The organism is Zooshikella ganghwensis DSM 15267, from assembly GCF_000428585.1.
GTDB classification, from domain to species: domain Bacteria; phylum Pseudomonadota; class Gammaproteobacteria; order Pseudomonadales; family Zooshikellaceae; genus Zooshikella; species Zooshikella ganghwensis.
This window is the reverse complement of the sequence record NZ_AUAF01000018.1, coordinates 1-23,200: the sequence shown is the minus strand read 5'-3', so window position 1 is coordinate 23,200 and position 23,200 is coordinate 1. Positions and strand designations below refer to the sequence as shown.

20 protein-coding genes are annotated in these 23,200 nt (G+C 41.7%); 13 read left to right on the top strand and 7 right to left on the bottom strand.

Going from position 1 to position 23,200, the window contains the following annotated elements; translation table 11 throughout:
* The first annotated feature begins 274 nt into the window (after window positions 1–274).
* The 6 genes from F607_RS0106330 to F607_RS0106305 all read left to right on the top strand — a co-directional run bounded on the left by F607_RS0106330 (window position 275) and on the right by F607_RS0106305 (window position 9,646).
* The gene (locus F607_RS0106330; RefSeq protein ID WP_027707416.1) at window positions 275–6,535 is read left to right on the top strand and encodes a transporter substrate-binding domain-containing protein; all 6,261 of its coding nucleotides are present in this window, start codon (window positions 275–277) and stop codon (window positions 6,533–6,535) included.
* A 118-nt stretch (window positions 6,536–6,653) separates the two neighbouring features.
* Window positions 6,654–7,169, top strand: a complete 516-nt coding sequence (locus F607_RS0106325) for a chemotaxis protein CheX (protein WP_027707415.1) — start codon at window positions 6,654–6,656, stop codon at window positions 7,167–7,169.
* Window positions 7,170–7,171: 2 nt separating this feature from the next.
* Window positions 7,172–7,558, top strand: a complete 387-nt coding sequence (locus tag F607_RS0106320; RefSeq protein ID WP_027707414.1) for a response regulator — start codon at window positions 7,172–7,174, stop codon at window positions 7,556–7,558.
* Window positions 7,559–7,630: 72 nt separating this feature from the next.
* The gene (locus F607_RS28395) at window positions 7,631–8,566 is read left to right on the top strand and encodes a sensor domain-containing diguanylate cyclase (protein ID WP_084611132.1); all 936 of its coding nucleotides are present in this window, start codon (window positions 7,631–7,633) and stop codon (window positions 8,564–8,566) included.
* 155 nt (window positions 8,567–8,721) lie between these two features.
* Complete coding sequence (locus F607_RS0106310) at window positions 8,722–9,228, top strand: hypothetical protein (RefSeq protein ID WP_027707413.1); 507 nt, start codon at window positions 8,722–8,724, stop codon at window positions 9,226–9,228.
* 10 nt (window positions 9,229–9,238) lie between these two features.
* A complete protein-coding gene (locus F607_RS0106305; protein ID WP_027707412.1) occupies window positions 9,239–9,646 on the top strand; it encodes a hypothetical protein in 408 nt (135 codons plus the stop codon).
* Between the two features lies 1 nt (window position 9,647).
* Here F607_RS0106305 and F607_RS0106300 read toward each other — a convergent pair whose 3' ends face one another.
* Entirely contained in the window at window positions 9,648–10,130 is a 483-nt protein-coding gene (locus F607_RS0106300; protein ID WP_027707411.1) for an SUF system Fe-S cluster assembly regulator, read from the bottom strand.
* A gap of 352 nt (window positions 10,131–10,482) precedes the next feature.
* Between F607_RS0106300 and sufB the strand changes: the two genes are divergently transcribed.
* From sufB to sufT, 6 genes are all read left to right on the top strand, one after another.
* Entirely contained in the window at window positions 10,483–11,931 is a 1,449-nt protein-coding gene (sufB, locus tag F607_RS0106295; RefSeq protein ID WP_027707410.1) for a Fe-S cluster assembly protein SufB, read from the top strand.
* 12 nt (window positions 11,932–11,943) lie between these two features.
* Window positions 11,944–12,684, top strand: coding sequence for a Fe-S cluster assembly ATPase SufC (sufC, locus tag F607_RS0106290; protein ID WP_027707409.1), 741 nt, complete (start codon window positions 11,944–11,946; stop codon window positions 12,682–12,684).
* Between the two features lie 89 nt (window positions 12,685–12,773).
* Complete coding sequence (locus tag F607_RS0106285) at window positions 12,774–14,135, top strand: SufB/SufD family protein (RefSeq protein WP_027707408.1); 1,362 nt, start codon at window positions 12,774–12,776, stop codon at window positions 14,133–14,135.
* The gene (locus F607_RS0106280; RefSeq protein ID WP_230400369.1) at window positions 14,132–15,415 is read left to right on the top strand and encodes a cysteine desulfurase; all 1,284 of its coding nucleotides are present in this window, start codon (window positions 14,132–14,134) and stop codon (window positions 15,413–15,415) included. Before F607_RS0106285 ends, F607_RS0106280 begins: the two co-directional genes overlap by 4 nt.
* Window positions 15,412–15,858 carry a Fe-S cluster assembly sulfur transfer protein SufU gene (sufU, locus tag F607_RS0106275; RefSeq protein ID WP_027707406.1) on the top strand — a complete coding sequence of 149 codons (447 nt, stop codon included), beginning with the start codon at window positions 15,412–15,414 and terminating at the stop codon, window positions 15,856–15,858. The genes F607_RS0106280 and sufU overlap by 4 nt, the downstream gene beginning before the upstream one ends.
* A 12-nt stretch (window positions 15,859–15,870) precedes the next feature.
* Window positions 15,871–16,506 (top strand): putative Fe-S cluster assembly protein SufT, encoded by a 636-nt coding sequence (gene sufT / locus F607_RS0106270; protein WP_084611130.1) that lies wholly within the window; start codon window positions 15,871–15,873, stop codon window positions 16,504–16,506.
* Between the two features lie 8 nt (window positions 16,507–16,514).
* Here sufT and F607_RS0106265 read toward each other — a convergent pair whose 3' ends face one another.
* The 4 genes from F607_RS0106265 to F607_RS0106250 form a co-directional block, all read right to left on the bottom strand.
* Window positions 16,515–16,868: a hypothetical protein gene (locus F607_RS0106265; RefSeq protein ID WP_027707404.1), complete on the bottom strand. Its 354-nt coding sequence runs from the start codon at window positions 16,866–16,868 to the stop codon at window positions 16,515–16,517.
* Window positions 16,869–17,061: 193 nt separating this feature from the next.
* Complete coding sequence (locus F607_RS0106260; RefSeq protein ID WP_027707403.1) at window positions 17,062–17,556, bottom strand: GNAT family N-acetyltransferase; 495 nt, start codon at window positions 17,554–17,556, stop codon at window positions 17,062–17,064.
* A 180-nt stretch (window positions 17,557–17,736) separates the two neighbouring features.
* The gene (locus tag F607_RS0106255) at window positions 17,737–18,780 is read right to left on the bottom strand and encodes an SGNH/GDSL hydrolase family protein (RefSeq protein ID WP_027707402.1); all 1,044 of its coding nucleotides are present in this window, start codon (window positions 18,778–18,780) and stop codon (window positions 17,737–17,739) included.
* 678 nt (window positions 18,781–19,458) lie between these two features.
* Window positions 19,459–19,926 (bottom strand): DUF6174 domain-containing protein, encoded by a 468-nt coding sequence (locus F607_RS0106250; protein ID WP_027707401.1) that lies wholly within the window; start codon window positions 19,924–19,926, stop codon window positions 19,459–19,461.
* Between the two features lie 548 nt (window positions 19,927–20,474).
* Here F607_RS0106250 and F607_RS28390 point away from each other — a divergent pair.
* Complete coding sequence (locus F607_RS28390; protein ID WP_051310992.1) at window positions 20,475–21,281, top strand: substrate-binding periplasmic protein; 807 nt, start codon at window positions 20,475–20,477, stop codon at window positions 21,279–21,281.
* A gap of 7 nt (window positions 21,282–21,288) precedes the next feature.
* On the opposite strand, the gene F607_RS28385 is transcribed toward F607_RS28390, so the two are convergent.
* Entirely contained in the window at window positions 21,289–22,899 is a 1,611-nt protein-coding gene (locus F607_RS28385; protein ID WP_084611129.1) for an LVIVD repeat-containing protein, read from the bottom strand.
* A gap of 53 nt (window positions 22,900–22,952) precedes the next feature.
* Window positions 22,953–23,200: hypothetical protein (locus F607_RS34560; RefSeq protein WP_038290350.1), on the bottom strand; the 248-nt coding region annotated here is incomplete at its 5' end.

Sequence of the window (23,200 nt, the reverse complement as noted above, 5' to 3'; positions counted from 1 at the left end):
AGAATGCCTTACCATTAAACCGTACTTTTATTCGTGAGTACGGTTTTTTTTGCCTTATTGAATGGGCAGAAATCACTCCATTCAAAAAAAACGAAAGCTCATTTATTAATTCAATGGCTCCAGCTATTACTTCGGCAGTGAGAAGGGAATCTGGCTATAATTTAGCCATATGCCAAGCATATAGGATAAGGCTACAGACCAAGCCATTATTTGATTAAAAGAATGCTGGCAACATACATCGACTCATCAGGGTATTCCTGAGGCAGTGAGTTTAATGGTTTTTTTTCAGCAATTAAGCAAGCTTCGTGATTACTTACACTGTATAAAACTGATGCGGTATATTTACCTGTGGCTATGGCTGATTCAATGTTGCACCTTATTACTATTATCTTCCTCATTGGTTTTGGCCGCAGAACCCATTTCGCTTCACCATGTAAAATTAAAGATTAATGGTCCTCACCAGTTTGCTTATGCAGGGTACTATGCTGCCATTGATAAAGGTTATTTTCGTGCTTTTGGTTTGACGGTTTCTATCGAGGCGGGGGATTCAGATCACGATGTTATTAACCTGGTGAGTAATCAGCAAGCAGAGTTTGGTGTTGCAGGCGCTAAACTCATTCAAGCACGGCTAGCCAATAAGCCAGTATTATTATTGGCCAATATATTCAAGCAAACTCCGAAAGTGATTGTGTTACAGGGGGCTGATAAATCACCTCAAGCATTAAAAGGTGGGCAATTAGCCGTTGCAAATCCCTATAACCTCGACTTGGTAACACGCGTTTTTTTGTATCAACAGGGTATACCTCTTGATCAAGTCAAACTGGTTGTTGAGCCAAACCCTTTACAAGCGTGGCAGCAGGGAAGAATTTCAGGATTTACCTCAAGATTAGATCAACTTGCGGATGTGCAAGCGTTGGGTATTCCTCACACAGTACTCCATATGAGTGAATGGGATGTACATTTTTATGAGGGAAACTTGTTTACATCAGAAGCTTATGCTGCCAAACACCCGCAGTTGGTGAGAGATTTCATCGCAGCTTCACTTCGGGGTTGGCAATATGCGTTAAAGCATCCTGAAGAAATGGCACAGCTCATCCAGCGGCACTATTTGCCTGAGCTGAGCACTAAAAAACTGCAACAGCAGGCTGAAGCGCTAAAAGATATTATTTTAGAAAAAGGGGAGCTTGAGGTTGGTAATGCAGACTGGGGAGAATTACGAAAAATGGGGCGTGCCCTTTTGGCGATGGGGGTGTTCGGCTCAGATGTACAGTTAAATGAAATGCTCTTTGAGAGTTTGCAGGGCAAACAAGTGCGTCTTGCATCATTGGAATGGCCTCCATTTGTAGGAAAAACGCTGCCAGAGAATGGTCTAACATCAGCTATTGTCGTTGATGCTTTTGCGAAAGTGGGGTATCAAGTTAAAGTTGATTTTTTACCGTGGACTGAAGCTGTACGACGTACGGCAAATGAAGAGTATGATGGTTATTTCCCGGAATATTATGATCCTGAATTAGCCAAGCGTTTTATTTACTCCAAGCCTGTTGGCCAAAGTTACGTTGCGCTTGCTCAACGTAAAGCCTACCCCATTCATTGGCGCATTATTGATGATTTAGAAAAATATCGTATTGGAGTTGTTGAAGGATATTTAAACCATCCATTATTGGATAGAAAAATTTCGTTAGGTGAAGTTGAGACGTATAGCAGTTTAGATGATGCAAACAATCTACAGGCGTTGTCAAAAGGGTTTGTTGATGCCAGTGTGATTGATCCTGCAGTGTATTATTATTTAATGCAAACACATCCCGAGTTACGTGGTGATAAAGAACTATTGGAAATTAACAGGCGTTGGTTGGGCTCTCAGCAACTGCACATTACCTTTGCAAATAATGCGCGGGGAAAACAATTTAATAAAACTTTTTCTCAAGCGTTTTCAGCCGCGACAGCGGCTAAGGAACAACTGGCGTATATCACTCAATATCAACATCAATATCCCATTCTAACACAAGCATTACTGAGCTTGGAGGCAAGTACCAGGCAGCGCCAGTTAGAAGAAATAAAGCTGTCACCAGAACAGCGAAACTGGATTAAAAAAAATCCAGTTCTCAGCGTTCCTTTGGTTGATAATCAGCCACCGTTTGTATTTAAAAATCAGTCAGGAAAATTTCAGGGGTTCATCGTAGACTATATTACACTGTTAGCAAGTAAAATTGGCCTGCGTGTTAAGTTTTTTCCTCATGATTCTTTAATGTTATTACGTCAGCAGTTTGAGCAGGATAATTACTCGTTGATGATCAGTGATGTTCCTGGTTTATTAGCAACGGATAACGCTTTGTTCAGTCCGATTATACTCGCGGATCAATGGGTGCTGGTAGGGCATAGAGAAAAAAAATCGTTGACTCAATTAGAGGATTTAGAAAAAAAAGTGGTAGGGGTCGTAAAGGAAACTACAGCATATCATTTACTGGCTGAAAAATATCCGCTAACTGAATGGAAGGTTTTTCAAGATGCTCAGACTTTATTGAATGCGGTGAGTAAGCAAAACGTTGATGCTGCTATTTTACATGAAGCGACGTTTAATTATGTCACTAGAAATTATTGGTTGCCGGATATCAGTATCACGGGTAAGCCGCAAATAAAAGCATTGAAAAATAGCACCTCTTGGCTATTCATTGTCTCTGAAAATGAGCCAACGCTATTTGATATTATCAACGAGGGAATGCAACAAATATCACCTGTTGAAGTGCAACAGCTACAACGAAAGTGGATAAAACTTCCAAGACTTGAACCAAGTTCAAGAATGAAATTGGTTTTAACGGATGAGGAGTTACAATGGCTTCGTAAACATCCATTAATAAGAGTTTCCAATGAAACCGATTGGCCACCTTTTGATTATGCAGAAAATGGTGTACCAAAGGGTTACTCTATTGACTTGATGAATTTACTGGCTAAACACTTAGGTCTTCGGTTTGAGTATATTACAGGGCCTCCATGGCAGCGCTTTTTGGAGATGATACGTAGCCATGAGCTGGACTTATTGCATACAGCATTTGTTTCTCCGGAGCGTGAACAATATATGCTGTTTTCACAGCCTTACCTTATTTTGCCCATGGCTGTTGCTGCAATTGATAAAACGCAAGTACAGCAAGCCATGCAAATAAACCTTAAGCAGCAGCGAGTGGCCATTGTTAAAGGCTATAACTACGAGCGTACGTTAAGGGAATATTTTCCTGAGGCTGAACTGGTTTCTGTCAGTGATCCGGTAAAAGGGTTACAAGCGGTATTGTTTAATGATGCAGACATGTATATGGACTCCAAGCCGGTACTGTATTACTTGCTGGAGCGGCATAATATGCATCAGTTGCAAGTTGTGGATACGCCTAGCAGTGTCAATATTGATAATGATGAGTTAACTATTGCCGTCAGAGATGATTGGCCAATATTAAGAAATATAATTAATAAAGTGTTAACGAATATTTCAGATGCAGAAAAAAAGGTGCTCAGTAGTCGTTGGTTACAATCTACAGTGACAGCGCAGCAACAAACAGTACAGCTTACACCCGAAGAGCAGGAGTGGTTAAAAAGTAATCCGGTATTAAAAGTCGCGAATGAGACAGACTGGCCACCCTTTGACTTTTATGATGATGGCAAACCGCAAGGATTATCGGTTGACTATATAAATCTATTAGCCAAAAAAATAGGCTTTACTGTTGAGTTTATTACAGAATCATCTTGGAATAAGTTACTAAATCAGGCTTATGAGAACAGCTTGGATATTCTGGTTAATATTGTTAAAACCCCTGAGCGTACTGAGCATCTTCTATTTACCAAACCTTATGCAAAGCTACCCAACATATTAATTAGCCGCCAAGAAAATAATTATCAGGCTTTGCAGCAACTTAAAGGTAAAGTGCTAGCATTTCCTGAGGGGTTTTATGTCGGGGAATTTTTAAAAAAATCTTTTCCTAAAATAAAAATAAGACTAACCCATAGTAGCCGTGAAGCGTTAAAGCTGGTGAGTACTGGTGCGGTGGATGCAACCATTGAAAGTGGTGCTGTAGCAAAGTATTTAATAGAAAAAGAAGGACTAACAAATCTGGTGCTTGCGAATAACGTGCTGGAGCTTGATAAGCGGCATGAAGCTTTACACCTTGCCGTGAATAAAAAAAATAAGATTCTGTTAAGTATACTGAATAAAGGAATAAGCGAGTTAAGCCTTAATGAAGTACAGGAAATTAATGCAAAATGGATCGGTGATTATTCTCATGCTGTAATGGAAGGTCTAAGGTTAGACTTATCAGCTGAAGAGAAGAAGTTTGTCGCTAAAAAACGTCCAGTCAAGTATTGTATTAATAAGCATTGGCAACCCGTTGAGTTTGCTACCCCAGCGGGAGAGCATACAGGGATGACAAAAAACTATTTACAATTAATTACTGAAAGGACGGGTTTACATTTTTCTCTGGTGACCAGTAAGGATGACATGAATCCATCTTGTGATGTGTTGATAGCCGCGATGGATTTACCTTCATTGCGAGATAAGTATAACTTTACACGGCCACTATTTCGTTTGCCATTAGTTGTTGCGGTTAGGCTGGAAAAATCCTTTATTGATACTAGCTCTTTACAGGGGTTACATATTGGTGTGATTGCGGATAACCTAACAAAGGAAATTTTGCAAAAAAATAATCTGGATATTCATATTACAGAGTACGAAACAGTTGAAAAAGGTCTTAAAGATGTTGTTTCAGGTGATATCGATGGTTTTGTGGATGATCTCGCTGCAATTAGCTATTGGCTGCAAAAACAGCGTGCTCACGAAATTAAAATAGCAGGTAGGCTCGATATTGAAAAGGTAGTGAGTATTGCAGTCAATAAATATTACCCTGAATTACTGAGTATCCTAGATAAAACGATAGAAACGTTTACAAATCAGGATCAAGAGCAGATTTACAATCACTGGATGAAGGTTACCATGGAGGAGTATGTTGATTATGGTTTACTATGGAATTTCCTGCTCATTGTGGGAGGAATTATCATTGTGATTATTTGTTGGAATAGAAAAATTACTACACTCTACCGACAGCTACAGTATAAATCTAATCAAATTGAAAACCTGTTACATAATTCTGGTCAAGGGTTTTTAACCTTCAATGATCAACTCCTTGTAGAGCCTCAATATAGTATTGAGTGTGAAAGAATTTTACGTTGTGTTCCTTCGGGTAAGAAAATAACATCACTGCTACCATTGGTCAATGATGTGGAAGTGAGTTTGTATGAGCGTGTACTTACTCGACTAAAAGGAACGGCTAACCCTCTTAAAAGAGAGGTGCTGCTTTCTCTATTGCCATCAAGCTTTTTGATAGCAGGTCGTTTTATTGCTGCAGAGTACCGTTATGTGCAAGAAAAGATCATGATGATCTTGACGGACATGACTGAAGAAAAAAAGCTACAGGAAAATCTCGAAGAAGAACGGCGAAACCTTGAATTTGTGGTATCAATTTTAACCGACGGTCAGGATATATTTTATTTGTTAGATGAGTTTGAACAGTTTATCGCTAATTTACAGCAGCTATATGCATCCTCAAAAGTGCTAGCATTGAGTGTAAATGTGAGACAGGTGTTGCAGGAGTTTCATACTTATAAAGGAATATTTTACCAGTATGGCTTTAAACGATTACCCGATGCTATCCATGAAATTGAACAAAAAATTATAAACTTGCCAGATAAAAAGGACTATAAAAAAGTATTAGCTCAGGTTGCTGAGAGTGATCTAATGAAGTGTTTGGATCAGGATCTTAATGTTGTGCGCCGAATGTTTGGAGAGGCTTTTCTCGTCAATAAAGGGGGCGTTGTTATCGGTAACCAGCAATTAGAAGCGTTGGTGAACAAGGCAAGGCAAGTGTTAACAGATGGCACAGATACAGAAAAAATAAAGGCGCTTGTTGGTTGTGCACTCAATATGAAAGTTGTTGATTTGCATAGCATGTTAGCGGCTTATGAAAAAACAGTTCAACGCTTGGCAAAACGTTGTGCCAAAGAAGTAAGGTTTGTGTTAGTGGGTGAGTCGATAACGGTTAATCCTGATCGCTTTATTAAGTTAATCCATAGTTTGATTCATTTATTTCGAAATGCAATTGATCATGGCATTGAAGCTCCTAATGTGCGGCTGGAAGCTGGCAAAGATGCTTGTGGTGAAATACTCTGTACATTAGCGGTACAAGAAGATTTGTGTTTTATCACAGTGGCAGATGATGGGGCAGGTATTTCCGTTACATCGTTACGTACTCAGTTACAAGAGCGATATATAGGACGTGTAGTAGAATTTGCAAAAATGGATCAGGCTGAATTATTACCGTTTATTTTTGAACATGGTATCACAACATGTTCAAGTGCTGATGAAATATCTGGTAGAGGCATTGGTTTGGCAGCAGTAAAAGACGTCGTGGATGAGCTAGGTGGTACCATTGAAGTCTCAAGTCAACAAGGAAAAGGGACTCAGTTTAAAATTACTGTTCCTCTTCGACAGGAGGATACATAAAGGTATCTTTGTTGCACTAATGAGTGGGTTATTACCTGCATTTATAAAAAGTAAAAAGATATGAATACATGCTTGAGATGAAGTGAACGGTGTAAACTTCAGGTCGAAGGGTAATTATATGACAAAGCCATTGGATATAGGCCATGTAATGGTGCTCATTGCCAATCGAGCGAAAGAGATACTGGTTGATGAAGCTGCTATTGAAGTACAAAGAACAGAGTTTGTATTGGAGGATGTGCAGCTATTAACGCTGCGTGACTATACTTCAATTTTAAGTATGGGTGGCCCCGTCAACATGATGATTGCATTTAGTTTTGATGTGTCACTACTGCATTACTTGATGGACTGTTTTATGTCTGGTATTGACTTTCCCCCTGAAGAGAAAGAAGTGTATCTGGAAGAAACGGGGAGTGATTTGTTGAATACAATTATTGGTAATTGTACTGCACTTCTCGGTAGCAAAGAGCTTGTTCATTTTTCTCCCCCAGTTGCATTTTCAGGGGGTAAAAGTCTTGTTAAGCATCGTCATGCACGGTTCTATCGGACCTCTTTACACACTCAGTTTGGGGATTTAGTGATTATCTGTGTTGGACCTAAGGATATGTTTGATCAATATTTAAACTATCTGGAGTGAATATGACAGGGTTGCGGGTGATGGTTGTGGATGACTCGCTCATTACCATCAATAAGCTAACTAAAATGTTGACAGAATTAGGCTATGAGGTAGTCAGCCAGTGTCGAAGTGGGGCGGTGGCCGTAGCAAGTTACCCCAAAGTCAAACCTGACATAGTGACGATGGATATTACCATGCCTGATATGGATGGTATTGAGGCAACCAAGGCGATTATGGCCAGTTATCCTCAAGCTAACATTATAATGGTAACCTCCCATGGCCAGGAACAGATGGTACTTGAGGCGATTGATGCTGGAGCACAAGGCTATGTGTTGAAACCGGTAAAAGAAGTTCGGCTGCAGGAGGTGATTCAAAAAGTCCTGAAAAACGACAGTGATGATGAAGAGTAATTAAATTGCTGTTGTGCTAAAAAAGGTGTGCATGGTGTTCAGTCAGTAAGGTTTGATAACGGAAATTCGTCCATGCTGGATGATAGTATTTTTGAGGCATTGTTTGATGCAATTCCATTTGGAATTTATGTGGTTGATGCAAATTACCGCGAGGTTGTTTATGTCAATCATGCATTTAAACAAGCTGTTGAGCACAAGCCAGGTTTAAAATGTTGGCAGCAAATTTACCAGCAGGATCAGCCCTGTCTTTTTTGTAAGATTCCTGAACTGGTTGACGGCTCTGGCAAACCCAATGGTAAGGTAGTTGTTTTTGAGTACTTTAATGACACCAATGATTGTTGGTATCAGCTGCAAGAAAGTGCGATGATTTGGCATGATGGAAGAGTGGTAAAATACTCAATCTCTGTCGATATTAGTCAACTCAAAGAGGTGCAAAACTCATTAGCAGAAGCTCATGCCGAATTAGCCTTAAAAAATCGTGAGCTGGAAAGACTCGCCAATTTAGACCGCCTTACTTCATTGAATAACCGCTTGAAGCTCGATGAAATCCACCATCAAGAAGTACAAAGAGCAGAGCGCTTTAATCACCCTTGCTCAATTATGTTAATAGATCTTGATAATTTTAAAGAAGTAAATGATCAGTATGGTCATCAAATGGGGGATAATGTTTTAGTTAGTATTGCTGGGTTGTTGAAAGCAAACTTACGAAAAGTGGATACCGTGGGTCGCTGGGGGGGGGAAGAGTTTTTAATTATTTGCCCTGAAACGAGTACTCAGCAGTGTGCTTTTCTTGCAGAAAAGTTACGTCGTGCGCTGGAAAACTTCAACCATGGCCCTATGCAATGTACGGGTAGTTTTGGTATTACAGGCTACATTTCGGGTGATCGACCCGAAACAATGGTAAAACGTGCAGACAATGCGCTTTATTTAGCAAAACATGCTGGGCGAAATTGTGTGCGTGTCATTGATTCCAATAATTTAATTCCCCTTCGCGAAATCCCTGGCTAGTCACCTATTAGCGGCTATCAATTGTTGACTATGCGACAAGTTACCCCTGAACAGAATAGCAATGTGATTTAATTGATTTTTCTATCTTTCCCAAACGCTGGGAGTATTTTGGTTAGGAGCATCAGTTGAAAATATCGAGTTTTTTTGGGGGGCTAATGATCTTGTTCAGTTCCAGTATATTTGCTTCTTCCACTGATTTATCCTTGTCTTGTTACCAGTCAAATAATACCAATGAGGTCATTGAGTGTTTAGCAAAGGCCATGGTGAAAGCGACTGTCACAGGTGATTTTACCGAAGCGGCTGCTTACATTGATCCTGATACCTTAAGTGCGTTGCAGCAACAGTGGCCATCGTCACGTGAGCAACAAGGTGTTTGTCGGCAGTTAAGCGTTAAACCTTGTCAGTGGCCTACGTCAGGTGAAGCATTACTCGTGTGGTTAGCCAAAAGAACCTTGGAAAAAAAGCCTTGGCAATATCATACTCTCAAGGTTATTAGTACATGGCATAATGATCATCAGGCACAAGTCAGTATAAAGTGGCAACCAGCAACGAATGTAAAAAGCGCGTCAAATGTCGTTAATGTTGAATTAACTTACAAAAAGCAACAGTGGTATCTCTTGTTACCGAGTGCTATGGTCCATACATTGATATCATTAGAATAGATCAACTACTATGGCAAAAGGTTTCCAAAGGGATGTGCTGAGAAAACAGCAGCTGGAAAACTTCACAAGGGAATTAGTGCGTCGTTACAGTGCGCAGTGTGAACTTTGTGGAGCACGAAAAACGAAACTGACGGTATTTGAAGTTCCTCCAGTATCGACTGAAATTGACATTGAGCACTGTATTTTACTGTGTGAAACTTGCTTGCAGCAGATCAGTCATCCCAAACTTCGTAATATAGATCACTGGCGTTGTCTTGCGACTGCGGTATGGAGTGAGCACCTTGCTGCTCAGGTCATGGCCGTCATGTTAACGCGCTATTTTGCTAAGCAATATGACTGGGCGGCCAATTTGGAAGACACATTGTACCTTTCCCCTGAAGCAGATCAGTGGTTATCAGAAATAGAGTCCTTTGTATGAACTAATCAGTGTTGATTGGCAAAGGCTCTACAGGCGTGGTATGTTGCGAAGCTTCCAATGTTACCGATTGACTGGAAGTGGCTGAGCTGTTGATGCTGGTGAGTTTTACCTGTTTAAGGGTTAAATACAGCTGTTGATTAATCTGTTGCCAAGGGTTTTTTAATTGGCAATGAGATGATAGCTCACATTGACAGTGGGCAGTGGCTTTAGCGCATTCGGTTAACGCAATAGGACCTTCAATCGCTTCAATAACATCCGCAATCGAAATATTATCGCCTGATCTTGCCAGAAGGTAGCCACCTCGAGCACCTCGAACTGAGGTGACAAGCTGATGCTGCACCAGACACCTTAATAACTTTCGTACTGTAGCCCGTGGAATTTGCGTATTATCAGCAATGGCTTCCAGGCTGATAAGGTTAGCCTGCTGTTGTAGATGATGCGCAATAATCAGCGCGTAATCGGCTAAGCGGCTGATACGAAGCATATTTTTACCCTTCTTTGTCCTGAGCATCACTGACAACGCTGTCAGCCCCAATAGTGAGTTACAGTCTGCATCACCCTCCTTGAGTAGGAGTAAAGCTTTACTGATAGACTATTCTATACCAAATTAGTATTGATTTTAAATTGATAGAGGATTACGCTGTAAACATAAAGTTTACTATTTTAGTATGGTATTTGGTTGATAAGGGTAGTTGAGGGAAGAACATGCTTTTGAATAGGCATGAGTTGCTACGTTGACTATTGTTTAAAGACGCACAGTGTTGGTGAGTAATTAATGGCTTGCTAATAAGTGAGTTAAAAGTGATAGAAGGCTTAAGTGATAGAGGAAGGTCACTATGTGTGCCGCAAATACAGATTTGCAACAGCATTTGCAACAACGCTACAGTGCAGGGTTTGTGACTGATATTGAAACAGATACCTTGCCAGCAGGTTTGAATGAGACTGTTATCCGGCAATTGTCGGCTAAAAAACAGGAGCCGGAATATATTTTAAATTGGCGACTACAAGCGTTTCAGCGCTGGTGCAAAATGAAACCGCCTGCTTGGGCACAAGTGCAACACACGCCAATAGACTTTCAAAGTATTGTTTATTACTCCTCACCCAAATCCCTTGCAGATCGCCCCAAAAGTCTTGATGAAGTTGACCCTGAGTTACTGCAAACGTATGAAAAATTGGGTATTCCATTATATGAACAGGAAATGCTCGCAGGGGTAGCCGTTGACGCCATATTTGACAGTGTCTCTGTGGCAACAACCTTTAAGGATACTTTGGCCAAAGCGGGTGTTATTTTTTGCCCAATTTCAGAAGCAATCCAACAATACCCTGAATTAATCAAAGCCTATCTTGGGCGTGTGGTTCCTCCAGGTGATAATTTTTATGCGGCATTAAATGCTGCGGTATTTAGTGATGGCTCCTTTGTCTATGTACCTGAAGGGGTTCGCTGTCCACTTGAGTTATCCACTTACTTTAGAATTAATGCGGCTAATACAGGTCAGTTTGAGCGAACACTGATCATTGCTGAAAAAGGCAGTTACGTCAGTTATCTCGAAGGCTGTACAGCCCCTATGCGGGATGAAAACCAGTTACATGCGGCTGTGGTAGAACTAGTGGCCTTAGATGATGCTGAGATTAAGTACTCCACAGTGCAGAATTGGTACCCTGGTGATGAACAAGGCCGAGGCGGGATTTATAATTTTGTGACCAAACGGGGGCTTTGTGCGGGGACTCGCAGCAAAATAAGCTGGACACAAATTGAAACAGGCTCAGCCATTACCTGGAAATACCCGAGTGTGATTTTGCGGGGGGATCATGCCATTGGTGAATTTTTCTCTGTGGCGGTGACGCGAAATTACCAGCAAGCGGATACAGGCACCAAGATGATCCACGTTGGCAAAAATACCCGAAGCACGATTTTGTCGAAAGGTATTTCTGCAGGGAAAAGCCAAAATACCTATCGCGGCCTTGTTAAACTCAATCCTACTGCCACTGGTGCCCGCAACTATACACAATGTGACTCCTTATTAATTGGTGATGGTTGTTCTGCAAATACCTTTCCTTACATTGAGGCTGGTGAATACTCTGGTACGGTAGAACACGAAGCAACAACTTCAAAAATTGCGGATGAACAGCTTTTGTACTTGCAGCAAAGAGGGTTAGAGCCTGAGCAGGCTGTGGCGTTAGTCGTTAATGGTTTTTGCAAAGATGTTTTTGAGCAATTGCCAATGGAGTTTGCGGTAGAAGCTAACCGTCTCATGCAAGTGAGCCTGGAAGGTTGTGTGGGTTAAAAGGGGGAAATAATGCTGGAGATTCAATCATTAGCGGTCAGCGTGGCCAACAAAACCATTCTTGAAGCCATTGACATAACGATTAATGCTGGGGAAATCCATGTGTTAATGGGACCCAATGGCGTCGGCAAAAGTACCTTAACCCGAGCACTTCTGGGGGATACAGGCTACACCATCGAGTCAGGCTCGTTGCGGCTGGGAGGACTGGATTTATTGCCACTGTCCATAGAGCAACGTGCTCACCAGGGCTTGTTTGTTGCTTTTCAGCATCCTGTCACTATTCCGGGGGTGAGTAACTTGCAGTTTTACAAGGCCATGGTGAATGCACATCGGCAAGTGCAGAATCTGGAGCCATTGGATGCCATTGAATTATTAGCCCAAGTCAAACAGGCTGCAAAGCAATCCGGGTTAACCGAGGACTTCTTATACAGAGGGTTGAATGATGGCTTCTCTGGCGGAGAAAAAAAGCGAAATGAGTTATTACAGATGTTGTTGCTATCACCAAGGATTGCTGTCGTAGACGAAATCGACTCCGGGCTTGATGTCGATGCCTTGAAAATTATTGGTCAAGGTATACGACACTTACAGCAACAAGGCACAGGTTTTTTGCTAATTACCCACTATCCGCACTGGCTGGAATATCTAACACCTGATCAAGTACATATTTTATTGGCAGGACGTATTGTCCAGTCTGGTGGTGTTGAGCTTGCAGACCAAGTGGCTAATCAAGGGTTTCAGGCTTTTGCCGCATAAGTTTCTGGTGTCTGTGAATAAGGGTATGAATTTAACGCCTTCCATATATACCAAACATGAAGGCTTTAATGACACAGAGGGCTTCGTGAATGAGTATGATGCGCCAAGCAATTTCTGAGCATTGCCAACAGCAGTGGGATACAACCATACAGTCTGCAGCTGAAGGTATTTCACCAATACGACAGCGTGCTTGGCAGCGGTGGCAGCAGCAGGGGTTACCTACTCGCCACCAAGAGTCTTGGAAGTATACTCGTGCTGAGCAGTTTTTTACTGAGCCGCTATTAAATAATGCGCTAAAAAAAACCAGTGTTTTGCCTCAAAAAACCGGTAATCCTGTTATTGCTGACATAAAACAATTGTCGGCTAGTATCAACCTTGATTTGATTCATAAAGCGATTAGCCCCCAAGCAAACAGTGTACTGTTGTATTGTATCGATGGTCAGTTTTACAGTGATCAAACCAATACTTCTCTGTTTGGCGGGCAATTAGGTGACGTATCAGATCCCTCATTGTTTATACCGGCCCAAGATTTATTGGATGAAGACAGTGATGGTTTTGCATTACTTAACCTTGCATTATCACCTGAGACACTACAGCTGAGCATTCCTGCGGATAGCCAACTAACACTCCACATTGCCTATATTGCTGCAAGGGCGGGCTGGTATCAGCCGAGTGTTCGTATACATGTGCAACCTGGCAGTCAGTTGACATTGTTAGAGCATACTGTTTCTCCGGCTGATTTGTCGGTAAGTGATAGTTTGTGGAATAGCTTGACTCAGCTGCATGTTGCCCCTTCAGCAGAAGTTATTTATGTGAACCTTAATCAGTGTGCTCCATCATGTCAGCATGTCCACCAGCTACTGGTTGATCTGGATACTTCAGCACAGATACAGAGTTGGCTTGCTGCGTTAGGAGGGAATGCTTCACGCTTACAAATTATCCAGCGCTTAGCGGGGCGGGGGAGTTCTGCCACAGTGAATGGGCTACTACTCGGGCAAGGCCAGCAACATCATGATCATCGTGTGGTTTTTCGCCACCTGGCAGAAGAAACCAAAAGCTACTGTTTACATAAAGGTTTATTGGCAGGAAAGTCAAAAGGGGTCTTTAATGGCCGAATATTAATGACACCTGAAGCTCATCAGGCTGAAGGCAACATGTACAGTCGCAATATGCTACTGAGTCAAGGAAGCCGAATGCACACTAAGCCTGAACTGGAAATCTATCATGATGCTGTTCGTTGTGCTCATGGGGCGACGGTCGGTCAGCTTGATAGGCAGGCATTACAGTATTTATGCAGCCGGGGGATTGCATCAGAGAGTGCACGGCAACTGTTGCTGGCAGCTTTCATCCAGACACTCTGGCAGTCACTGCCAAAACCATTATATGAATGGCTTACACAACAGGTTACACCTAGTTTTGCATCAGTGAGCGAACAGATGGAGGCGATATGATGGCTGAGCAGCCTTCTCAACAGCAGTTTCAAAGTAGTCCATCAGCCTTGGTTTCTGATGGGCGTTGTTTGACGGATGAAGTCCGCCACCAGTTTCCCACACTCCATCAACATGTCCATGGTCAGCCACTGGTTTATCTGGATAACGCCGCAACAACCCAGAAACCTGAAGCTGTTTTGCAAGCACTTGATCACTACTATCGTTGTGATAATGCTAATGTGCATCGGGGGGTACATGCTTTAAGTGAGCGTGCAACCTGGGCTATGGAGTCGGCCAGAGATAGCATTCAGCAATTTATTAATGCCGCCAATCGAGAAGAAGTGATCTTTGTCCGCGGTACAACGGAAGCTATAAATCTCATTGCTCATGGGATTGCAGAGAGTATTTTGCAGCCTGGCGATGAGATTTTGATTTCAGCCATGGAACATCACGCTAACATTGTTCCCTGGCAATTGGTATGTCAACGAACTCAGTCTGTTTTAAAAGTTATTCCTATGCTGCCATCAGGTGAGCTGGATTTAGAAGCATTTCCATTGTTGTTGAGTTCGCGGACGCGATTATTAGCCGTTAGTCATGTTAGTAATGCGCTAGGCACAGTTAACCCTGTGGCGAAGATGATTGCTATCGCCCATGATCATGGTATCCCTGTGTTAGTGGATGGTGCGCAAGCAGTGGCTCATACGCCAGTTGATGTACAAGCACTGGATTGTGACTTTTATGTATTTTCTGGGCATAAAGTGTATGGCCCAACAGGCATTGGTATTTTGTATGGTAAGCAAGTGTGGTTAGATCGCTTTCCGCCTTATCAAGGTGGTGGTGAAATGATTCGGCGGGTTAGCTTTGATCATACTGAGTTTAATAATCTACCTTATAAATTTGAGGCTGGCACCCCTGCCATTGCAGAAGCGATTGGTTTGGGCGCAGCTCTTCAATGGTTTAGCCATTTTCGCCAACACACACTGTGGGAGCATGAGGCGACATTGCTCTATCAGCTCCATGCTCAGCTGAAGGCGGTGCCGGGTGTGAAGATCATTGGTAATGCAAAAGAAAAGACAGCGGTTTGCTCCTTTACCGTAGCAGGAATTCATCCTCATGACTTGGGAACGTTGCTAGATCACTCTGGAATCGCTGTACGCGCAGGACATCATTGTGCGATGCCTGTGATGGATTTTTTTAATGTGCCTGCAACAGTGCGTGCTTCAGTGGCTATTTATAATACTACTGAGGATATTGCACGATTGATCAATGGCTTAGAGCAAGCACTGGAGTTTTGGCAATGAACCCTGAGCTGAAACAGTTATATCAAGAACTTATCATGGATCATGGGCGTCAGCCTCGTAATTTTCGTGTGCTTTCTCCCTGTACTCATAAGCAGCAAGCCGATAATCCTCTGTGTGGTGATCAACTTACCTTATACCTTGATGTGAAAAATGGCGTGGTTCAGGATATTGCATTTCAGGGGCATGGCTGCGCTATTTCAATGGCTTCTTCTTCCATGATGACCCAGGAGGTTAAGGGGAAATCGGTTGATAATGCGTTAGCGTTATTTAAAAAATTTCACCAACTCATTATGTCCGGTGAGAGTGCAGAAGACATGGGGCGATTGGCGGTGCTAGGTGGTGTTAAGGCATTTCCAATGCGGGTGAAATGTGCCACCTTGGCTTGGCATGCTCTGGAACATGCATTGTCTGCGAATGATGGGCAAGCGGTTACCACCGAGTAATAGGGGTAAAGCATGACAAAAAAGGTTTCTACTGTTTCTTTAATTCCGACACACGTCATTAATGTAGGGGCATCGAATGCTTTCCCTACAGGTCGAGGCTATCCCTTGATTGAGTTGCAACGTGCCTGTAAAGCTATCCATGTACCAGCGGGTGATGCTGTCAGACTCAAAAAAGGCACGGAAGTTGAGTTGGTACAAAGTATGGGGCTGTCTTTTACCGTAAAGGTGCGTGGTAATCTGTTTCGCATAGCCGGGGAAGATGCTGATGCTTTGGGCAAAAAAATACCTCAACTGTCTTTTCCCAATACGGATGATGAACATTTTGAGGATGGAAAAGTTAATGAGGCTTATGTTTGGGAGGTACTTCGGCACTGCTATGATCCAGAAATTCAATTGAATATCGTAGACCTTGGACTTATCTACAACGTTAATATTATTCAGCGTAAAACGGGTCAACAGGTTGTGCATATAGATATGACATTAACAGCTCCTGCCTGTGGCATGGGCCCTGTATTGGTGGATGAAGTGAAACATCAAGTAGAATTGGTGCCCCATGTCGATGCAGCTCATGTCAATTTGGTCTTTGATCCCCCTTGGGACCGCAGCAAATTATCAGAGGTGGGGAAGTTACAGTTAGGACTCATTTAATTGGGTGTTTACTGACAAATATAGCCAGTACCTGTGACACCGGCACAAAAACAAGGTGTGCCAACAGGGCCAGGATTTATCACAATTTGACACCATTTATTACCATATAAATCGCAACAATAAAGATTATAGGCACTGTTATTTACTGGAGGAGAGCCTGTTGTCCGCGTGGTTGGGTAAACTGGCTCATAGTCATCAAAATCTACAGGATCTTCTGCTTTAGTGTTATTAAGTGGTAAGTTAGTACGGCCTGTGTCTTTGAATGTACATTGTTGGAGTACAGTAATGCTACTGACCAGGGCCGTTAGAAATGCAGTGATAACGGCGAGTTTACCCCAGAATGATTTGGGTTCATCAGACATTTACAACGACCTTACAACGTAGTCTTTTTAAAGCGCGCGATGGAGGAATCATCGCTTGGTAAACAGTGAGCTGTTAAATTGAGTATATACGCTTTAGGCTGGGATATAATTTTTTTGTTGGTTAAAGAGGGAGGGCGTTGTTCAAAAAAATGACTCGTGAAACAGCGCGTTCCCTGCGCTGTGTTTGTATCCTTTACTTCTCAGCTAGTTGACTCAGGACGTCTCCAGTTAGGCGATAAACAGTCCACTCATCCTGGGGTGTAGCACCTATAGACTCATAAAAGTTAATGGCAGGTTGATTCCAGTTCAAGACCGACCACTCTAGTCGACCATAGTTTCTGGCTTTGGCTATTTGTGCTAGTTGGCGTAATAAGGCTTTGCCAATACTATGTCCGCGCAATGACTCGTTGACATAAAGGTCTTCTAAATACATGCCAGGCTGTGCCAAAAATGTTGAATAGCTGGAAAAATATAAGGCAAAACCAGCGGGCTCATCATCTAAAAATGCAATTATTACCTCTGCGGCAGGCTGTTCACCAAATAGAGTAGCCCTGAGCTTGTCTTCTGTCGCCACCACGGTATGACTTAGCTTTTCATATTTAGCGAGATTTTTAATAAAGGTAAGAATAGTAGGAATGTCATCACTGGTGGCAGGGCGAATGTTTAGCGATTGGTCATTATGGCTCATTTACTGCTCCGTGCTAGCTTAAGGTCATCGTTAAAAATACGTTAATTTCTAATATAAAATAATGAGTAAATGTTATTTTAACGGAATAAACGTTTGCAAGAGCATAGTAGCGGACTTAATAAGCGATGTGAAACCCCGGCTTCAACGAGTTGTGAAGTATGAGTTGAAGCCGGGGCTGGACTAGTGTCTAGTTAAGGATGATAACCGTTGAATAATATCATTGGCTATTAAATGGTGTACGGCATCTGTTGGATGTAAACCATCCCAAAATATATATTGTTGTGGATTGTTTACAATTGTATTTTGAGTAAAATCCCATGCTGAGTCAGTGTAGTTTGTGAGTGTTATATTAAGTGCTTGGTGGTTATATTGACCCTGTTTATCAATAGTATCCATTATTTTTTTAAAGGCTGTGTGACTATCGTAGTAGCAAATGTTGACAGCTTGCCAGCGCTTATCTTGCTGTCGTTCACTGATACCCAAGGCTAAAACGGTATTGAACCTATTAATGTACTTTTCTGCTTTAGCACGGTGTTCTGCTAGCAAAGGAGCATATTCTAATGCAGGGATATTGCTGACTAGAATATGTCTTGCACCTAAACGATGTAACTTATCAATATGCGTCAGCAGAAGCTCTGCTGCTTGTTTACCATTATGATTTAAGTCGCCAAATAAGGTGAACCATAAATTATTGGTACCGCCTTGGATACTGATTAACTCATCCCTTTTAAAATAACTATTTTTTTTCGCCCAGTCGTCTATTTGCTGACCAATATTTGGCATCACCACAGCGCCATCAAGCAGCTCGACATCAGTAGTGACGTCTATATCTTTAAAGTATCCTGGTCCTACCTGAGCGCCACCAATAGCCCAGTTTTGTCCTTCATGGGCGTTAATAGTAAAAGGCAGGTGCAGATCATTATCGAATATTAATGTACCTTGTACGGATTGACGAGCAGATGATAAGCCACCTTCAAAGAAATGACTCCACAGGTAGTCAGTCCATACATAATGGTTGGAAAAACGCCCATTAAAGTAGGGTGCTTTAGCACGAATCCCTATCCGTAGATTTGAGGCTTTGGCCAGGGCTGCTGTGACTTGGTGTTTATTACCCGTATCTGAAAGGCTGTCACCAAAAAAAGTAATTTTCGAAAATGGTGAGCTGGCCACTGCGAGTATAGGAATAATACTTAAAAATAAGAATACTGCTCGAATTAACTTCATAATGATATCCTAATCATTTGAAAAGCATACTGACTGTATTTATAGAAGTACGTTTAAATGTATCACGGCTGGGTATAAATAGTAATAAATATAGTGTACGGGACATGCCGTGTAAAAAAAACTGTTTTAAGTCAGTAGCGAGTGATGTCAAAGAAGTGAATTTTTAGAGGTTCACCGTAGTATTTTTAGCTTAACGTTAGATTATTGAACAGAGCCATCGTACAAATAATTTGTGACGTTAAGACACGTTCAAATTACTGTGGTCCAAGGTGTGTCGAGCGCAGTATGAAGGCATCCCTGGAGGCTAGGTTGCGGTTTCTTGTGGTAAACAGTATCCGGCTTTAGTCTTGTCAGATAGATATTTGGAGCACTATAAACAGTAAGGGATCGAAGGCGATAGGCGTTAAAATGCTATTTATACCCTTCATGAATGATTTCTAGGTTTTGTTATCTTCACCCCTCACCTCAATCACCTATTAATATAGGCTCATGGGACTTCGTCACTCGATGGCTGCACCTAAAAACCATTCGTATTGGGTATAGCATATTTTTAGATATGGAAAAGCGACATTTCATATTAATGAGTGATGTCGCTTCTCTACAAAGGGCCAAATTATCACTGACATGTGGTCAGCTTTTAAGGCCGTAGGCTATCTTATTCTAAATAAAACCGACTGATTATGGCATCATAGGATATATTTTAGATATTGTGTAGCCAATCTCTTCGTCAGCAATTTGAGGGTGGCGGTCAATATACACTGATTTTGGGTGGCTCCAGCGTTTGTCAAATTTGGCATTAATAATGTGGGCATTGCCATTGGCTTGCATTAGCTCAGCAAATAAATTATCAATGGTTTTAAACATACCCCGTCTATCTTCTGGTACAACTGCACCAGTACTGGTGTTAACAACATTTTTTACTTCATTGTTAAGTACATCAACTCTGAAAGGAATTCCGGCATCTATACAAAAACAAGAGTAGGTATAAATATAGGAGTAGTTAGTGATATCTTTTTTATACCAATCAGCATAAGCACCATAAACTTGAGGTTTAAAGTCTTTGGTGAAGTTATCCATAGGGTCTGCAGAAACAGCACTTGCGGTAATAGACAGTAATGCGATAGGTAAAATGTGGCGTAATTTCATGTTGAACTTCCTGTCCTAAACAAGAGGATTTTAGGAGATAATTTACTTCTAACTATCATTTACATAAGCTTTTTTAGCGATACGTTGGTTGTGCACAATCCAATTTTAACATCGTGCAGCATCCGTGATATTTAGAAATAAATCTGTTGTTATTAAGTATGTTAAACGTACGGTACCTGTACATCTTGAGCTTAGTATAGTCAAAGCGATAACTGTTCTTCGCTAGTACCGCTTTACTCATTTAATATCAAGTCTAAGCCTAAGATAATTGCTCGAGTAACTTCGTCACCAGAGTGGTGACTGGGGCCAATAATACATATTTTGTCGTCTAAATCAACCGTTGGTTGTGATGAATAGAAATCAATAAACGTTAGCTTTTTGCAACACAATGGTTTTAGTCATTACATAAAAATGAGTGAAAAGTAGGCGCTGATTAAAACGTGGCTAAAAATCTTTAGCTATAATCATAAAGGTTATAATGAGTTGATTTTTCTTTAGGATAAGGGTTGTAGTGAATATTTTTTATATGAGCGTTTGAATGGTTCATTATGTTGACAGCTGCCTGGCTTTTTTTAACAGCGAGTTTGAGTGTTGACTCAGCTCCACCACTAAAGGTGGTAGGAACTCCAGAGATCCCTTATCGCTATCACGATGAGGCAGGAGAGCTGAAAGGCATTGATATAGAGATCATTCAGCTAATCATGCAATCCTTGGGCTTTAATTATACGATTCGCTTAGTGCCAGTAGGCTCTCGTATCATTAAAATGGCTCAGTCTGGTGATGTGGATATTGTGCTGAGTTTTTCAAAAAAAACAGACCGTTTGGCTTATTTAGTATACCCCAAGCAATACTATAGCCAGTTCACCTGGAATTTTTTTATTCGCCGTGAGGATGCAGAACGTATTAATTATCAAACGCTAAAAGACTTGGAGTCATTGCGAGTGGGTGCTACACAAGACTGGTCCTATACAGAGGCGTTTTGGGCTGCACCATTAAATCTACATATTGAAACTAATAATCTTTTACATATTGAGAAATTATTACGTAATCGAATTGATGTTGTACCAATGAATACTTTGACTACGCTGATTGAACTGCACCAAAGTGGTTTAAGTCAACTTATAAGCTATCTACCCAAACCATTGAGTTCAAAGGCTTACTATAACCCTACTAGTAAACACTCAGCACACCCATTACTGCCCAAGTGGCGCGTTAATTACGATCGTCTACTTTATTTGTGGCTGAAAAATGGTCAAGTAAAAGCAATTTATCGTCAGTATTTTCCAAAAGATATAATCACGAATGATTTAATACCTGCTCCACAGGAAATGGAGCAGGTGCCTACTGATAATTGAAAATGAACTAATCTCGAGCTGGCCAGGGAGATTTAGGTGCATCAAGCTGTGGCTTGCCTAAGACGGGACTGCTTAGCAGATAAAAACCATGATTGGTAAATAGCCAAAATAAATTACGATCATATTCAACATACACACTATGTGAAAGATTGCCCACGGCTGATGGGTGTACTCGTTCAGGTGCATAGGGAGGGACGAAATACGCACTGATAAAAGGTTTTTTAGGATTGGACACATCATATACTTGTAAACCAGCATTATAAAAATTATAGGGAAGAATGCCCTTTCGACTGATGCCAGGTTGTGTATATGAACCTGTCCGTTTTGGGCCAAAGCTGCCTCTGCGTTGGCAATAATCAGTAAACAAGGCTGTTTTAGGGGGACGAGGACGAGGTAGTGTACCTGTTATTTGGGGGTGGTAAGGGTTGCTAACATCAATCTGATAAATATGTTTATAAGGTTCCCAGCAATCTTCATTCAGAGGATAACCACTGTAATAAACGTGTCCTGAGTGATTAATTTGGCTGATATCGATAAAGTCGCCTTCTGTGCCTGCGACACTTGGAGGAAATGCTAAGTGAGCGACGGTTTTCATATGTTTTGGACTGGTGATATCAACAATATAAAAACCAAGACCGCCCATTGCTGCGTAGCCATATTGTTGATGATGATCTGATGAGGAAGGAATAAATAACGACATACGGGCCCCCATCCAGGAGGTTCGATTTCCTGCGCGAGGATTTTGTTGGTAAATATGCTCATGCCACTGATTATTAACTTGCTGGCCAGGAACGGTGAGTTGATCAAGAAATACTGGACTTTCAGGATTACCCATGTCCCAAGACTGGTAGCCTGCGCTGTACAAATCATTGGGGTATTCCGTGAGTGCGTAATCAGCACTAGGCGCTGAAGCAACAAACATATAACGCTTTCCGGAAAAACTTGGAATATCTCTAACCCCGGAGCCTTGTTGCTTGCCAATGGGGGCTTCAGGATGGGTAATATCTGTTGTACATGTCGCCAATAGCTCCCATTCGTGGGGTAGTGGGCCATGCATCGCATAGACCCTGAAGCCTTTTAAATGTGGGGCAGAGCGGATGGCTTCAACTTTGTCAGGCTCCTGGTATTTATCATGGAGTAAACCAAATCGCTGCACTTCATAAGCTTGGACCATAATATAGCGTTGTCGCACTGAGTCCCATTGAATAGTACTAGCACCTATCATTTGTCCTGGTGGAAAAGGATTAATTTCAGGGCTTGGTCCTTCTTTTCCCCAGGTGCTGCCTTTGGTGTGCAGTAACTTGGCCTGTTTAGGCTGAGTGATATCAAAGATCTTTAAATCACGACGTACGTACTGATATAAATAACGGCGGCCATTGAAGTCAACAATATTTTGCCAGGTATGGAATGGCTCAACAGTAATGGGGTAATAGGCTTCAACTGTCATATTATGGATGTAAGCATTGACATCCCAGTACTTAAGTTGTCCAGGAAAAGGTTGCGGTCTTGTTTGTTCAGGTGTTTGGCTTGGGTGTTTAAACTCACATGTCTTACTATCTAACCCGTAACTTGAAGGGGTAGGAGGGAGAGGTTTGCTTTCAGTTGTTATATTGACCAATCTCTTTAACTCGATTCCGAAGTTTTTTTAGGTTGACAAAGCTGTATATTTATTCAAGCTGCCATTCGGTGCTGTAATGAAGGCGTCGGCTCTTGCCTACCAAGATCTAAACCCGCCAAATGTTTTTTCGAGTTACGCTCGGGTAATACTTTTTTTAAAGCCTTTGTAAAAGCTATCAGCTCTTTTTGTGGTTCATCCGCCATTACGATTTCTTGTACGGTTTTTATCAGGGCTTCAACTTTGAGACGTTCAGTTAGACAGCCAACAGGCAACCCGGGCTGTTTGTTTTCAAGGCGGGCCG